The organism is Novilysobacter viscosus (genome assembly GCF_046600715.1).
Taxonomy (GTDB): domain Bacteria; phylum Pseudomonadota; class Gammaproteobacteria; order Xanthomonadales; family Xanthomonadaceae; genus Lysobacter_C; species Lysobacter_C viscosus.
This window is the reverse complement of record NZ_JBJMAV010000012.1, coordinates 22,300-37,470: the sequence shown is the minus strand read 5'-3', so window position 1 is coordinate 37,470 and position 15,171 is coordinate 22,300. Positions and strand designations below refer to the sequence as shown.

12 protein-coding genes and 1 pseudogene are annotated in these 15,171 nt (G+C 70.3%); 6 read left to right on the top strand and 7 right to left on the bottom strand.

Features of this window, described 5'->3' with window-relative positions; translation table 11 throughout:
- Positions 1–130: 130 nt before the first annotated feature.
- Complete coding sequence (gene tyrS / locus ACJQWL_RS13515; protein WP_330969802.1) at positions 131–1,339, bottom strand: tyrosine--tRNA ligase; 1,209 nt, start codon at positions 1,337–1,339, stop codon at positions 131–133.
- Between the two features lie 184 nt (positions 1,340–1,523).
- Here tyrS and ACJQWL_RS13510 point away from each other — a divergent pair, with 184 nt between their 5' ends.
- Both ACJQWL_RS13510 and ACJQWL_RS13505 read left to right on the top strand, forming a co-directional pair.
- Entirely contained in the window at positions 1,524–2,960 is a 1,437-nt protein-coding gene (locus ACJQWL_RS13510) for a peptidoglycan DD-metalloendopeptidase family protein (RefSeq protein WP_330969803.1), read from the top strand.
- Positions 2,961–2,967: 7 nt separating this feature from the next.
- Positions 2,968–4,164 (top strand): anhydro-N-acetylmuramic acid kinase, encoded by a 1,197-nt coding sequence (locus ACJQWL_RS13505; RefSeq protein WP_330969804.1) that lies wholly within the window; start codon positions 2,968–2,970, stop codon positions 4,162–4,164.
- On the opposite strand, the gene ACJQWL_RS13500 is transcribed toward ACJQWL_RS13505, so the two are convergent.
- From ACJQWL_RS13500 to ACJQWL_RS13490, 3 genes are read right to left on the bottom strand one after another with little or no spacing between them, the layout of a single operon-like run.
- The gene (locus tag ACJQWL_RS13500; protein WP_330969805.1) at positions 4,149–4,487 is read right to left on the bottom strand and encodes a hypothetical protein; all 339 of its coding nucleotides are present in this window, start codon (positions 4,485–4,487) and stop codon (positions 4,149–4,151) included. The genes ACJQWL_RS13505 and ACJQWL_RS13500 overlap by 16 nt on opposite strands.
- On the bottom strand, positions 4,484–5,839 hold the full coding sequence (locus tag ACJQWL_RS13495; RefSeq protein WP_330969806.1) for an AmpG family muropeptide MFS transporter: 1,356 nt from the start codon (positions 5,837–5,839) through the stop codon (positions 4,484–4,486). Before ACJQWL_RS13495 ends, ACJQWL_RS13500 begins: the two co-directional genes overlap by 4 nt.
- Positions 5,839–6,651 (bottom strand): exodeoxyribonuclease III, encoded by an 813-nt coding sequence (locus ACJQWL_RS13490; protein ID WP_330969807.1) that lies wholly within the window; start codon positions 6,649–6,651, stop codon positions 5,839–5,841. The genes ACJQWL_RS13495 and ACJQWL_RS13490 overlap by 1 nt, the downstream gene beginning before the upstream one ends.
- A gap of 133 nt (positions 6,652–6,784) precedes the next feature.
- Between ACJQWL_RS13490 and pyrE the strand changes: the two genes are divergently transcribed.
- Together pyrE and ACJQWL_RS13480 are read left to right on the top strand one after the other, a co-directional pair.
- Positions 6,785–7,453, top strand: coding sequence for an orotate phosphoribosyltransferase (pyrE, locus tag ACJQWL_RS13485; protein ID WP_330969808.1), 669 nt, complete (start codon positions 6,785–6,787; stop codon positions 7,451–7,453).
- Between the two features lie 84 nt (positions 7,454–7,537).
- Complete coding sequence (locus ACJQWL_RS13480) at positions 7,538–8,197, top strand: hypothetical protein (protein WP_330969809.1); 660 nt, start codon at positions 7,538–7,540, stop codon at positions 8,195–8,197.
- Positions 8,198–8,311: 114 nt separating this feature from the next.
- On the opposite strand, the gene ACJQWL_RS13475 is transcribed toward ACJQWL_RS13480, so the two are convergent.
- From ACJQWL_RS13475 to coaBC, 3 genes and pseudogenes are all read right to left on the bottom strand, one after another.
- The gene (locus tag ACJQWL_RS13475) at positions 8,312–10,651 is read right to left on the bottom strand and encodes a phosphomannomutase/phosphoglucomutase (RefSeq protein ID WP_330969810.1); all 2,340 of its coding nucleotides are present in this window, start codon (positions 10,649–10,651) and stop codon (positions 8,312–8,314) included.
- Positions 10,652–10,681: 30 nt separating this feature from the next.
- Positions 10,682–11,140, bottom strand: coding sequence for a dUTP diphosphatase (dut, locus tag ACJQWL_RS13470; RefSeq protein WP_330969811.1), 459 nt, complete (start codon positions 11,138–11,140; stop codon positions 10,682–10,684).
- Between the two features lie 146 nt (positions 11,141–11,286).
- A pseudogene (gene coaBC / locus ACJQWL_RS13465) lies at positions 11,287–12,548 on the bottom strand (bifunctional phosphopantothenoylcysteine decarboxylase/phosphopantothenate--cysteine ligase CoaBC).
- A 152-nt stretch (positions 12,549–12,700) separates the two neighbouring features.
- On the opposite strand from coaBC, the gene radC reads away from it, so the two are divergent.
- A complete protein-coding gene (radC, locus tag ACJQWL_RS13460) occupies positions 12,701–13,375 on the top strand; it encodes a RadC family protein (RefSeq protein ID WP_411300959.1) in 675 nt (224 codons plus the stop codon).
- 84 nt (positions 13,376–13,459) lie between these two features.
- The gene (argS, locus tag ACJQWL_RS13455; protein ID WP_330969999.1) at positions 13,460–15,145 is read left to right on the top strand and encodes an arginine--tRNA ligase; all 1,686 of its coding nucleotides are present in this window, start codon (positions 13,460–13,462) and stop codon (positions 15,143–15,145) included.
- Positions 15,146–15,171 lie beyond the last annotated feature (26 nt).

Below are 15,171 nucleotides of genomic sequence, written 5' to 3'. Positions count from 1 at the left end.
CTGCTGCAGATCCCACCCGTTCAGGGCCGCCCCCAAAGGCCGCCCCCTCAACAGGGCCGCGCATTGTGCACATGCGCTTCACGCTTGGGAAGGGGGTGGAAGGAATTCGCTATGCGGGATGCGGAACGATTCAGCCAACCACCAGGCGAACGCGCGCGAACGTGCGTTTGCCCACTGCGAGCACGCCCTCGAAGCCCGGTGCCAACGTGCGCTGGGCGTCTTCAACCACCTCGCCGTCGATACGCACCGCGCCTTCGCGCAACTTGCGCCCCGCCTCGGAATTGCTGGGTGTCAGGCCTGCGGCGGTCAGCAGCGCGCCGATGCGCAGGCCCTCTGCCGGCACCGGGACGTCGGTCAAAGGCAGTTGTGCGGTATCACCCTGGCCGCGCACGGCTGCGTTCCAGCCGGCCACCGCCTGCTCGGCGGCCGGCATGCCATGGAACCGCGCTGCCAGCTCACGCGCCAGGCGCAGCTTGAGGTCGCGCGGGTTGAGCGCGCCCTCTTCGATGTCCCGGCGCAAGGCCGACGCCTCGCCCATCGTGATGTCGAAGCTGAGCAGTTCGATCCACCGCCACATCAGCGCGTCGTCGACCTTCATGGTCTTGGTGACGATGTCGATTGCAGGCTCGTTGATACCGATGTAGTTGCCCAGCGATTTGCTCATCTTGTTCACCCCGTCCAGGCCCTCCAGCAGCGGCATGGTCAGCACCACCTGGGGCGGTTGACCGTGGTGCTCCTGCAGCGCGCGGCCCATCAGCAGGTTGAACTTCTGGTCGGTGCCGCCGAGTTCGACGTCCGCCTCCAGCGCCACCGAGTCATAGCCCTGCACCAGCGGGTACAGGAACTCGTGGATCGCGATCGGCTGTTGCGACCCGTAGCGCTTGGCGAAGTCGTCGCGTTCGAGCATGCGCGCCACCGTATGGGTCGACGCCAACCGCACCATGTCGGCCGCGCCCATTGCACCGAACCACTCGGAATTGAACCGCACCCGGGTGCGTTCGCGGTCGAGCACCTTGAACACCTGCTCCGAATACGTCCGGGCATTGGCCTCCACGTCTTCACGCGTCAGCGGCTTGCGTGTCGCGTTCTTGCCGGTCGGGTCGCCGATCATCCCGGTGAAGTCCCCGATCAGGAACGTCACCTCGTGGCCGAGGTCCTGGAACTGCCGCATCTTGTTGAGCAGCACCGTGTGGCCCAGGTGCAGGTCGGGGGCGGTGGGGTCGAAGCCGGCCTTGATCCGCAGCGGCCGGCCTGACGCCAGCCGCTGGCGCAGCTCGTCGGCCTTGAGCATTTCATCGGCGCCGCGGCCGATCAGGTCGAGGGATTCTTGGACGGACACGGGGGCTTCCAGGTGCAATGCGCGGCGCTGAAATGCGACGCCGGACGTGAATGGAGTTAAGACGGGGTTAAACCGGCAGCGCGGTAAAAATCCTATTCAGCTCAAGGGTTTGACGCACGTTGCTCGCGTCACTATGGTAACCCCGCTACGCAGCCTTCACACCCAGTGCGCAGGGGGACAATGCATGACGACGCCTGATTCCGGAACCGCACCGCCCGTGCCCTCGAGGCGCGAGCGCCTGCAGTCCCTGCGCGAGGCCTCGTTGAAGCGGCCGGTCCTGGCCAACCACATCTCTGATGGCTTCAATGGTCGCTGGACCCGGCGCCAGTGGGCCCAGGCCAGCCTGGTTGCCACCATCGGCATGCTGATGGCGTCAATCGTGCCGGGCTTCGATGCACCCGTCGGCTATCCCCAGCACACGCCCCGCCAATCCATGGCGCTGGCGTTGCCGCCTCTGTCGATGTCGCGCAAGCGCGCGCCGGTGGACAGCTGGGAAGTGGTGACGGTCGAACGCGGCCAGACGTTGGGCGCACTGTTCGAGTCGCTGGATATCCCACCCACGACGATGTACCGCATCCTGGAGCACCCCGGTACCCGCGAGGCGCTGACCCGGCTGCGCCCCGGCGCCGAACTCGCGTTCGACCTGCCGGTAGACGGCACGTTGCGTGCGATCCGCTTCGACCGTGGCGACGACCAGCGGGTGGAGCTGCGCATCGGCGCCGATGCCATCCATGAAACCGTGACCGAGCGACCGACCCAGGTCCGCACCCAGGTCGCCAGCGGCGAGATCCACAGTTCGCTCTATGTCGCCGCGCGCAAGGCGGGGCTGTCCCCGGCGGCGATCGCGACGATGACCGACCAGATATTCCAGTACGACATCGACTTCAAGGACACGCAGAAGGGCGACCGCTTCAGCGTGGTGTACGACGAGATCTGGCGCGAAGGCGAGCGCATCGGCACCGGTGCGATCCGTGCGGCCACCTTCTCCACCGGCGGCAAGACCTTTGCCGGCTTCCGCTTCGAGCGCGACGGCAAGGCCGAGTACTTCACCCAGGAAGGCCGGCCGCTGAAGAAGAGCTTCATCCGCATGCCGATCCCGTACGCGCGGTTGACCTCCGGGTTCGGCTCCCGGCGCCACCCGATCAAGGGCAAGGTGCGCATGCACAAGGGCGTGGACTACGGCGCGTCCTCGGGCACGCCGATCATGGCCGCCGGCGATGCACGCGTGCAGTTCGCCGGCTGGCGGGGCGGCTACGGCCGCACCGTGATCCTCGACCACGGCCGCGGACACACCACGCTGTACGCGCACATGTCCCGCTTCGGCAAGTACAAGGCCGGCCAGCAGGTGCGCCAGGGCGAGACCATCGGCTTCGTGGGCAGCTCCGGGCTTTCGACCGGCCCGCACCTGCACTACGAATTCCGCATCAACGGCGTGCATCGCAATCCGCTGTCGGTGACCATGCCGCCGCCCGAGCCGCTGAAGGGCGCCGAATTGATCGCCTTCCGCGCCCAGGTCGCGCCCGCCCTGGCACAGCTCGAGCGCATCGAGAACGTCCGCCTCGCGCAGGCGGGACCGGCGCGCAAGGCGAACCCGGACGCAGCCACACGCCCCAAGGCCTGATGGCTTGATGGCCACCGCACCACGGCCGCCACACGACGACGACCCGCCTGGACCAGGCGGGTTTTTCGTTGGATCGGGCCTCTACCTCGGACTGATCTCCGGCACCAGCGCCGACGGCATCGACGCCGCGCTGGTCCGGCTGGAAGACGGTGCGGACGGGGCTCTTGTCTGCGAGGTGGTCCATGCGCGCACCTCACCGTGGGATGGCGACCTGCGCAGCCGGCTGGTTGCCTTGGGCCAGGGCGGCGCGCTGGATTCGCTGGATGAACTTGGCACGCTGGATACGCGCCTGGGGGAGGCCTTCGCCGAGGCCGCGGTGGCGCTGGTGGGCGAGGCCGGGCTGACCGCGGCGCACGTGCGTGCGATCGGGTCGCATGGCCAGACCCTGCGCCACCGGCCCGGTGGTGCACGGTTCGATGGCCGCCACCCCTTCACCGTGCAGCTGGGCGATGGCCACGTCATCGCCGAGCGCAGCGGAATCACCACCGTGGCCGACTTCCGCCGTCGCGACGTGGCAGCCGGTGGCCACGGCGCGCCGCTGGTGCCGGCCTTCCATGCCGCACAGCTGCACGCGCCCGACGAGGATCGCGCGGTGCTCAACCTGGGCGGCATCGCCAACTTCACCCTGCTGCCGCGGCAGGGCGCGGTGCGCGGATTCGACACCGGCCCGGCCAATGCACTGATGGACGCCTGGTGCGAGCACCATCTCGGGCACGCGTTCGACGCGGACGGGGGCTGGGCGTCGACGGGCACGGTGGACGCCGCCCTGCTGGAGCGCCTCGCGTCCGACACGTGGTTTGCGCTGGCGCCGCCCAAGAGCACCGGTCGCGAGCATTTCCACCTCGACTGGGTGCGACGGCACCTGCGGGGCGACGAGCGCGCCGAGGATGTGCAGGCGACATTGCTGGAGCTGAGCGCTGCGACCATCGCCGATGCCCTGCTCGTCCACCAGCCGGGCACGCGCCGGCTGCTGGCCTGTGGGGGCGGGGTACGAAACGCGCGGCTGCTGGACCGGATCGGCGCCCGGCTGCCGGGCGTTGCCATCGATTCCACGGCGCGTCACGGGCTGGACCCGGACTTCGTCGAAGCCGCGGCGTTCGCGTGGCTTGCGCGGCAGGCGCTCCTGGAACGCCCCGGCAACCTGCCGTCGGTTACCGGCGCGACCGGGCCGCGGGTGCTGGGCGTCGTCTACCCGGCGTCCTGACCGGGCGGCCGGACGGGCCGGTCGGGCCGCATGTCGGGACGGATCGACTGGTCGGGCTGGGTCCTGGGCTTGACCGGCTCGGCGCGGCCGATGCGGCCGAAGCCCGGATCGTCGGGGATCACCTCCATCGCGGCGATCGCGGCCTGCAGCGCCATGGAATCGCTGTCGGTCAGCCGGGACGCCAGCTCGGCTTCGCACTCGAACAGGCCCGTTTCCAGCATGTGCATGAGTGCGTGCTGCCGGGTCCAACCCCGCGCATCGGCCACCCGCTGGATGCGCTCCAGCAGCAGTGGGCCGACGTCGCGCAGGGTCAGCTCGTTCACGCCAGTGGCTCAGCCGCGGTCGGGGCTTCGGGCACGGGCTCGCGGATGCGCCGCCATAGCCACGCAAGCAACAGCAGTGTCGGCACCACGGTCAGCGCACTGAGGACGAAGAAGGTCACGTACGAGGTCGCCTCGACGATGAAGCCCGATACGCCGCCGACGAACTTGCCCGGCAGGTTGGCCAGCGATACCAGCAGGGCGTATTGGGTCGCGGTGAAATTGCGGTCGGTGAGCGAGGACATGAACGCGACAAGCACCACCCCGGCGAAGCCCTGGAACAGGTTGTCGGCACTGATGGCGGCGTAGAACGCCCAGATCTCCGACGGGAACTGCGCCATCAGCACGAACGCGATGTTCGACAACGCCACCCCGATCGCGGCCAGGAACAGCATCCGGCGGAAGCCGAACGCGGCCACGGCGATGCCACCCAGGAACGCGCCGGCAATCCCCATCCAGACGCCATAGAGCTTGGACACCGTGGCGATGTCGGCCTTGGTGTAGCCCGAGTCGAGGTAGAAGGGGCCGGCCATCACCCCGATCACCTGGTCGGGGAACTTGAACAGGCCGACGAACAGCAGCAGCGCCAGGCCCAGCAGCAGCCCGTTGGTGGAAAAGAAACTGGAGAACGGCTGCCAGAACGCGCCCACGAAATCGATGCGCCGCTCGACCGTCGACTCCGGCGCCACCGGCTCGCGGCAGACCAGGGTGGTGATGATCGGCAGTAGCATCAGCGCCGCCATCGCCAGGTACGCCTCGCGCCAGCCCAGGAACTCGGCCAGGTACAGGGCGCCGGCGCCGGCCAGGATCAGCCCGATCCGGTAGCCCAGCGTGTAGGTCGCCGCGAGCGCGGCCTGGGCCTTCACCGGTGCGATCTCGATGCGGTACGCATCCACCGCCGCATCCTGGGTGGCGCCGGCGAACGAAGCCACCAGCACCCACATCACCAAGGGGCCGACCCCCAGCTCGGGGCGGGTCATCGCCAATGCCACCAGGCCCAGGGCCACGACCACCTGCGACACCAGCAGCCACGAGCGCCGCCGGCCCAGGAACGCGGTCAGGGGGAACGCGTAACGGTCGATCAGCGGCGCCCACAGGAACTTCAGCAGGTAGAAGAAGCTTGCCAGGCTGATCAGGCCGATGCTGCCCAGGTCCAGCCCGGAGTCGCGCAGCCGGGTGGACAGCGTCATCGACGCGATCAGCAGGAACGGCAGGCCCGAGCCGAAGCCCAGCATCAGCATGGTCATCGCCGAAGGGGTGCCGAACGCACGGCGGATGCCGCGCCAGCCCTTGTAGGACGTGGATGCGGGCGTGGCCGCTGGAGCGGAGGCGGCCGGAGGGGTTGGGGTCGCCATCAGCCCAGTGCCCCCGCGTAATCGACGGTGAACGGGGCATGGTCGGAGAAGCGGGGCTCACGCTCGACCGAGCACCGCTTCAGGCGCCCGCGCAGGCCGGGCGTCACCAGCTGGTAGTCGATGCGCCAGCCGACGTTGTTGGCGCGCGCGGCGCCGCGGTTGCTCCACCAGGTGTAGTCCTGGCCGTCGGCATGCAGCGCGCGGTAGGCGTCGACCCAGCCATCCGCGCAGGCATCGGTGCCGTCGCTGCCGCCATCGGCATGCAGCTGGCCGTTGAGCCAGGCGCGCTCGGGCGGCAGGCAGCCGGAGTTCTTCTGGTTGGGGGTCCAGTTCCTGATATCCATGCGGCTGCGCACGATGTTCCAGTCCCCGCACAGCACGTACTGGCGACCGCTGGCCCGCCAGCCGTCGAGGATGGGCTTGAGCCAGTCCATGACTTCGAACTTGAAGCCCTGGCGCAGCTCGCCCGACGAACCCGAGGGGATGTAGAACGACACCACCGACAGGTTGCCGAAGCGGGCCTCGATGTAGCGCCCCTCATCGTCGAAGGGCGCCCAGCCCAACTCGGTGCGAACTTCGTCGGGTTCGCGCCGGGCGTAGATCGCCACGCCGCTGTAGCCCTTCTTCGTCACCGCGTCGCGGAAGAACGCGCGGTACCCCTCCGGAAGGAATTCCGGCCCGGCCAGCTGGTGTTCCTGCGCCTTGGTCTCCTGCACGCAGAGCACGTCGGCATCCTGGCCGGCGAACCACTCGAAGAAGCCCTTGCGGGCGGCCGAGCGCAGGCCGTTGGCGTTGAAGCTGATGATGCGCATGCAGGTTCCGCGTCGGGGGTCGGGCGATCATAACAACGCGCCCGCGACCGGTGCGGCGGGCGCTGGCCTATCATGGCGATCCCCGCGACGGCGTTCGCGCCGTCCGTTCAGCCTTCCTGACGGCCCACCCCGGATGACCGACCACCGCACCCGTTTCCTCACGCTGGCGCTGGACGCAAAGGCCCTGCGCTTCGGCGAGTTCACGTTGAAGTCCGGCCGGTCCAGCCCCTACTTCTTCAACGCCGGCCGTTTCGACTCCGGCGCCGCTCTGGCGGGCCTGGCCGCGTGCTATGCCGATGCCATCGACGCGGCCGGGCTTGAGTTCGACGTGCTGTTCGGGCCCGCCTACAAGGGCATTCCACTGGCCACGGCGCTGGCCTGTGAATACGCCCGCCGCGGCCGCGACCTGCCGGTGGCGTTCAACCGCAAGGAGGCCAAGGCCCACGGCGAGGGTGGCCAGCTGATCGGCGCGCCGCTGGACGGCCGTCGGGTGCTGGTGGTGGATGACGTCATTACCGCCGGCACCGCCATCCGCGAGGCGCTGGCGATCATCGGCGATGCCGGCGGCACGGTGGCCGGGATCGCCATCGCGCTGGACCGCCAGGAAATCGTCGGCGAGCCGCCCGTGCATTCGACGTCGCCACGACGCTCGGCGGCAGAAACTGTCACGGATCAACACGGACTGCCGGTCGTGGCCGTGGCCCGGCTCGACGACCTGCTGTCCTTTGCCGCCGGCCACGCCGACATGCACGCCCAGCGCGATGCCCTGCAGGCGTACCGGCACCGGTACGGCACCGGCTGACGCGGCGGGCCTGCCGCTGGCCCGACTCTTGCTTTACTCCCTCGGGATGGCCAATACGATCAATCAGGGACGACCGGAGGCGACATGACGATTGCACGCACGGCACTGGGCGCAACACTCTTTCTGGCGCTCATCGCGCCGGCAGCGGGGCTGGCCCAGGCCCCGAAGCCTTCGAAGAAGCTGTACTGCTGGGACGAGAACGGCCGACGCGTGTGCGGCGACGCGTTGCCCGCCGACGCGGTCGACAGCGCCCGCACCGAGATCAGCGCGCGCAGCGGCCTGCCGACCGCGCGCATGTCACGGGCGCTGACGCCTGAGGAGCGCTTGGCCGCGGAGGCCGCCGCACGCCAGGCCGCCATCGACGCCGCGGCCCGTGAAGCGGCGCAGCGGCGCGACATCGCCATGGTCGAGTCCTACAACAGCGAGGCCGAGCTGCGACGCGCCTTCCAGCACCGCATCACGCTGATGGAGGAGACCGTGCAGGCCTCGCTTTACGGCATCAAGGGACTGCGCCAGAGCCTGGTCAGCCTGTTGCGCCGGGCCGGGCAGGTCGAGCTGGCGGGCGAAAAGGTGCCCCGCGATCTGGCCGCCACCATTCGCACCCAGCACGAGGAACTGATGCGCCAGCAGGCCCTCCTGGTGGAGCACAGGCGCAACCGGCGCGAGGTCGAAGGCGACCTCACCACGGCGCTGGAGCGCTATCGCGACATGACCGCGGGCGACGAAGCAGCCACCGGGGGCTGATACCCGCCCCTGGCCGCACAACGCCGGCGCCCACCGCACGGTCCCTCCGACGCCGCCTTCAGACCGGTGCGCTGCGCCACCCCTGTGGATGCGGGCGGCGCCCAACCGTCTGGACTAGAACGGCAATGCCAGGTCGGGATCCAGTGCCAGGATCTGCGCACGGAAGTCGGCCTTGATCCGTGCCATGGCCTCGTTGCTGTCGGCATCGAACCGCATCACCAGCACCGGGGTGGTGTTGGAGGCACGGACCAGGCCCCAGCCGTCCGGCCAGTCCACGCGCAGGCCGTCGATGGTCGACAGCCGAGCCCCTTCGAAACGGGCCTGGTCCACGAAGCGCTCCACGAACGCGTGCGGGTTGCCGTCGGGCGGCTCGACCTTGATCTCGGCAGTGGCCACGCCATCGGGCAGCGCGGAGAGCTGTTCGCTGGCGCTCTGCGGGCGGGCGGCGAGGATCTCGAGCAGGCGCGCCGCCGCGTAGATGCCGTCGTCGAAGCCGTACCAGCGCTCCTTGAAGAAGAAGTGGCCGCTCATCTCGCCCGCCAGTTCCGCATCCGTCTCGCGCATCTTGGCCTTGATCAGTGAATGGCCGGTCTTCCACATCAGCGGGCTGCCGCCGTGTCGCAGGATGTGGCCGGGCAGGCGCCCGGTGCACTTGACGTCGTAGATGATCATCGCGCCCGGGTTGCGCTCCAGCACGTCGGCGGCGAACAGCATCAGCAGGCGGTCGGGGAAGATGTTCTGGCCATCGCGCGTGACCACGCCCAGGCGGTCGCCGTCGCCGTCGAATGCCAGCCCCAGGTCCGCGTCCAGCCGCGCCACCATCTTGATCAGGTCGGCCAGGTTCTCCGGCTCGCTGGGGTCGGGGTGGTGGTTCGGGAAGGTGCCGTCGATCTCGCAGTACAGCGGCGTGACCTCGGCGCCGATCGCGGCGAGCACGCGCGGGCCCAGTTCGCCGGCCACGCCGTTGCCGGCATCCACCACCACCTTCAGCGGCCTGTCGATCTGAACGTCGGCCGCCACGCGCTGGACGTAGTCCTCACTGATGTCGCGCGATTCAAGCCCACCCGGCGCGTCGGCGGTGTGCAGGCGGTCCTCGGCGATGCGGGCATACAGGTCTAGGATGGCGTCGCCCGAGAGCGTCTCGCCGCCGACCACGACCTTGAAACCGTTGTAGTCGGGCGGGTTGTGGCTGCCGGTCACCGACACGCAGGATCCGGCGTTGAGGTGGTAGGCGCCGAAGTAGATCAGCGGCGTGGGCGCCAGGCCGATGTCAACGACGTTGCGACCGGCCCGGCGCAGCCCGGTCAGCAGGCCGTTGACCAGGTCCGGGCCCGACAGGCGCCCGTCGCGGCCGACGACGATGTCGACCAGGCCCTTCTCATGCATCAGCGAACCGATGGCGTGGCCGATCAGCTCGGCCACGCCCGCGTCCAGGCTCTGTCCGACGATGCCGCGGATGTCGTAGGCGCGGAAAATGCCGCGGTCAATGGCGACGGGCGTGCCTTCCAGCGTGGTGGGCGTCACCTGCGGCTGGACCGCAGGCTGCTTCCTTGCGGGCGTCGGTTCGGCCTGCAGGCTTTCGGCCAGGGTCTGTTCGGACTCTTCCGGGACAGCCTCGCCGGCGGCGGCACGCTTGAGCTGCGGCGGGCGCCAGGCCAGCAGCGCCAGCAGCAGCGCGACCGCCGCCAGCGCCAGGGTGCCGACCAGCCCCAGGCCAAACGGACTGCCGGGGGCCGGAGGCACCGCGGCGGCAACCCTCAGTTCGCTGCCGGGCACCGGCACCGCCAGCACCTCCGCGCCGTTGGCGAGCGTTGCGTCGCCCCGTTCCAGCACGCTGTGGCTGCCCTGGCGCAGGGCCAGGTAGCGACCATCCCCCAGTGGGGTGGCGTCGAACCCGGCCGCCAGGCGTTCCAACGGCAGGTGCGCCAGCGCGACGGCAACCGGTTCGTTGCGTTGGTCCACCACCGGGGCCGCCAACGCGACCCGGGGCGCGGCGGCGCCACCCGTCACCCAGACCACCGTGTCGCCTGCCGCCAGCGCCGACTCCAGCGCGGCCAACCGGCCATAGCCACCGGGGCTGGCTTCATCCAGTGCGGCGTAGGCCGCCTCGAGGTCGGGCGTGACGACCATGCCGTCCTCCGCCCCGGGCCAGCCTTCGGTCAGCTGCGCCGCGGCGCGCTCGAACGCGCCGGCCTTTACCGCCGCGACGAACGCGGGGTCGGCCATCTGCGTCGACAGCCGCTTCTTCTGGTTGGACAGCGCGCTGCCCAGCGACTGCGCGGCGACATCGCGGGCAGTCACCAGGGCGCTTCTACGGCTGCCGTCATGGTTCTGCTGCCACGCGCTGTAGGCCAGCCAGGCCGCCAGCAGCAGCCCCAGCGCGATCACCACCGGGCGCAGTGGCCGGAGCTGCTCCAGCGAAACCTGCGGCCGTTCGATCTTCAAGTCCACCATGTCTACGGCTCCAAACACTGTCCCGCGGTGTCAGCGCACACCGGTATGGCCGAATCCACCCGCCCCGCGTGCACTGGCTTCGAACTCATCGACCACCTCGAGCGCCGCCCTGACGATGGGCAGTACGACCAGCTGAGCGATGCGATCCCCCGGCTGCATCGTAAAAGCCTCCTGCCCACGATTCCACAGGCTGATCATCAGAGGGCCCTGGTAATCGGCGTCGATCAGCCCGGTGCCGTTGCCAAGGACGATACCGTGCTTGTGACCCAGGCCCGAGCGCGGAAGGATCACCGCGCACAGGGTCGGGTCGCCCAGGTGGATCGCCAGGCCCGAAGGCACCAGCGCGGTATCGCCCGGCGCCAGGGTCAGGGCCTGGTCGAGCGCGGCGCGCAGGTCCAGTCCCGCGCTGGCCTCGGTCGCATAGGCCGGCAGCGGCCAGTCCGCGCCGAAGCGCGCATCGAGGATCTTCAGCTGGAGGGTATGGTGCATTGGACGCGGGTTCCTTCGCGCTGGGAATGGGTTTGCCACGGATTGCGCGGACGGGGCGGGACCGGCTCGGTGCGACCGCCTGCAATCGGGGGCGGGCAGCCATCGTCCTGGGGCCACGGTAGTCCATTGATCCGACTGAATCCGTGTCATCCGTGGCCCGAGTCCACTGTTGGTGTCAGCTCGACCACCAGATCCAGCAACAACCGGGCCAGCTCGGTCTTCGATGCGGGTCCCAGTGCGCGCTCGCCACCGTCCCAGTACACGGTCAGTGCGTTGTCGTCGCTTTCGAAACCGCTGCCGGGGACGCCAACGCGGTTGGCGGCGATCAGATCGATCCCCTTGGCGGCCCGCTTGCCCCGGGCGTAGTGCTCGACGCGGTCGGTCTCGGCGGCGAATCCCACCACCAGCCGCGGCCGCGACGCGTGCGCTGCCACATCGGCAAGGATGTCGGGCGTGCGCACCAGTTCCAGCGTCAGCGTCTCCTGCCCCGGCTGCTTCTTGAGCTTGCCCGGTGCGACCTCGCGCGGGGTGTAGTCGGCCACCGCTGCCGCGCCGATGTAGATGTCGCAGGGCAACTGGGCGATCACCGCGCCGTGCATCTCACGCGCCGAGCGCACATCGATGCGCTGCACGCCGCGGGGGGTCGGCAGCGACACCGGGCCGGCCACCAGCACCACCTCGGCGCCGCGCCCTCGGGCCGCCGCGGCCACCGCGAACCCCATCTTGCCGCTGCTGCGGTTGCCGATGAAGCGCACCGGGTCGATGTCCTCGAAGGTCGGGCCAGCGCTGACCAGCACCTTCAGGCCGGCCAGCGGACGGGCACCGGCATGGGTCACGCGGATTCGCCGGCAAGCGCGGCCAGGATCGCCCCCGGCTCCACCATGCGCCCCTCGCCGACTTCGCCGCACGCCTGCTCACCGGCATCCGGACCCAGCACCAGCACGCCGCGGCCCCGCAGCGTGTCCATATTGGCCCGGGTTGCCGGGTGCGCCCACATCAGGCGGTTCATCGCCGGGGCCACGGCGATCGGCGCGTCGGTGGCCAGGCACAGGGTGCTGACCAGGTCGTCGGCCAGCCCGTGGGCCAGCTTGGCAAGCGTATTCGCGGTGGCCGGGGCGACGACGACGACGGTGGGCCAGCGCGCCAACTCGATATGGCCCATCGCCGCTTCGGCCGCCTCGTCCCACAGCGAGGTGCGCACCGGCTCGCCCGACAGCGCCTGGAACGTGGTCGCGCCGATGAAGCGGGTGGCCGCGTCGGTCATCGCCACCCGCACCTGGGCGCCGGCCTTGCGCAGCCCGCGGACCAGCTCGGCGGCCTTGTAGGCGGCGATGCCACCGCATACGCACACCAGCACGCGTTGGCCCGACAGCGGCCCGGTGGGCGAAGGGGTCGACGCGTCGTTCATGGCAAGGGGCGAAGTCCTACCGGAAATGCGGCGGTCAGCTTACCCGAACGCCTGGTGCCTCCCGATGGCCGCACCGCCGGCGCGGGCCGAACATGGCGGCTCCGCTGGCCTCCCGTCCGGGCCGCGGAACCATTCCCAGGTGGAACCGACCGATGCATATCCGCGACTGGCCCGAATCCGAGCGTCCCCGCGAAAAACTGCTGGCCCGGGGCCCGGGCGCACTGTCGGACGCCGAGCTGCTGGCGCTGTTCCTCGGCTCGGGCCTGCGGGGACGGGACGCGGTCACCACCGCGCGCGAACTGCTGGCCGCACACGGGCCGCTGCGGCGGCTGCTGGACCGGAGCGCGACCGAGCTGGCCACGCTGCCGGGCCTGGGCGCCGCACGCGCCTGCACCCTGGCCGCTGCGCTGGAGCTGGGCCAGCGCCACCTGCACGCGGCGCTGGAGCGGGGCGAGGTGCTATCGGACCCGGCCGCCGCCGGCCGCTACTTCGCCCAGCGCCTGCGCGGGTTCGCCCACGAGGTGTTCGCGGCACTTTTCCTGGACACCCGCCACCGCGTCATCGCCTACGAAGCGCTGTTCAGCGGCACCGTCGATGGCACCGAGGTGCACCCGCGCGAGGTGGTGCGCCGCGCACTGGCCCACAACGCGGCCGCGGTGATCGTCGGCCACAACCATCCCAGCGGCAACCCGGAGCCCAGCGCGGCCGACCGCGCCGTCACCGCCCGGCTCAAGCAGGCGCTGGCGCTGGTGGACCTGCGCCTGCTGGACCACTTCGTGATCGCCGACGGCCCACCGGTGTCGCTGGCGGCGCGCGGCTGGGTGTGAGGGCGCGGGCGCGCGGTTCACGGATCGGAGCCCGCCCCGCGCCGGTTAGAATGCGCGGTTCCGCCCCACCCCCGCAGGCCTCCCGTGAAAGCCACCCTCCGCGCCCTGGTCGAGCAGGCCATCGACGCGCTGCGCGCCGCCGGCACACTGCCGGCCGACCTCGCCACGCCCGACTTCGTGATCGAACGCCCCAAGAGCCGCGCGCAGGGTGACTTCTCGACCAACGCCGCGATGCTGCTGGCCAAGCCGGCGCGATCCAACCCACGCGCGGTCGCACAGGCATTGCTGGACGCGCTGCCGGCCAGCGACGCCATCGCCCGGACCGAAGTGGCGGGCCCGGGATTCATCAACTTCCATGTCGACGAGCGCGCCTGGCGCGCTGCACTGGGCGAGGTGCTGTCGGCGGGCGAGGACTGGGGCCGCAACGACAGCGGCCGCGGCCGCCGCGCCGGCGTCGAGTACGTGTCGGCCAACCCGACCGGCCCGCTCCACGTCGGCCACGGCCGTGCGGCGGTGATCGGCGACTGCATCACCCGGGTGCTGGCCGCCAACGGCTGGGACGTGGCGCGCGAGTACTACTACAACGACGCCGGCGCGCAGATCGACAACCTCGCCCTGTCGGTGCAGGCGCGCGCGCAGGGCCGAGGCCCCGACGACGCCGACTGGCCCGCCGACGGGTACCGCGGCGACTACATCAAGGACGTGGCCGCGGCGTACCTGCGCGGCGAGACGGTCCAGTCCGGGGACCACGGCGTCACCGGCGCCAAGGACGCGGGCGACCTCGATTCCATCCGCCGCTTCGCCGTGGCCTGGCTGCGCCGTGAGCAGAACGACGACCTGGCCGCATTCGGCGTGGGCTTCGACGTGTTTTTCCTGGAGTCCTCGCTGTACGCGGACAGCAAGGTGGAGGAAACCGTTCGCGAGCTGGTCGCCCACGGCCACACCTACGAGGAGGGCGGCGCGCTGTGGCTGCGTTCGACCGATTTCGGTGATGACAAGGACCGCGTGATGCGCAAGTCCGACGGCAGCTACACCTACTTCGTGCCCGACGTCGCCTACCACCTGTCCAAGTGGCAGCGCGGCTACGAGCGCGCGATCACCGAGCTGGGCGCCGACCACCACGGCAGCCTGGCGCGGGTGCGCGCCGGTCTGCAGGCACTGGACGCCGGCATCCCGCAGGGCTGGCCGGAGTACGTGCTGCACCAGATGGTGACGGTGATGCGTGGCGGCGAAGAGGTGAAGCTGTCCAAGCGCGCCGGCAGTTACCTCACCCTGCGCGACCTGATCGACGAAGCGGGCCGCGACGCGACGCGCTGGTTCCTGGTGGCCCGCAAGCCTGACTCCCAGTTGACCTTCGACATCGACCTGGCGCGCAGCCAGTCGCTCGACAACCCGGTGTACTACGCGCAGGTCTCGCATGCGCGCATGTGCGGGCTGATGCGGCAGCTGGCCGAGCGCGGCCTGGCCTACGACGCGACGCTGGGCCTGTCGCGGCCGCTGGAGGATGACGAGGAAACCGCCGGCCTGGTCGCCACGCTGCTGCGCTACCCGGACGTGGTGGAGACGGCGGGACGCGACCTCGAGCCGCACCAGCTCGCCGCCTACCTGCTGGATTTGGCGCAGGCCTTCCAGAGCTACTACAACGACCACCAGTTCCTGGTCGACGATGCCGGCCTGCGCAGTGCGCGGCTGGTACTGGCGCACGCCTCGCGGCAGACCCTGTCCAACGGGCTTGCACTGCTGGGCGTGGGCGCCCCCGAAACGATGTGAGCGCGCAACGCGTTCATCTGCGCACG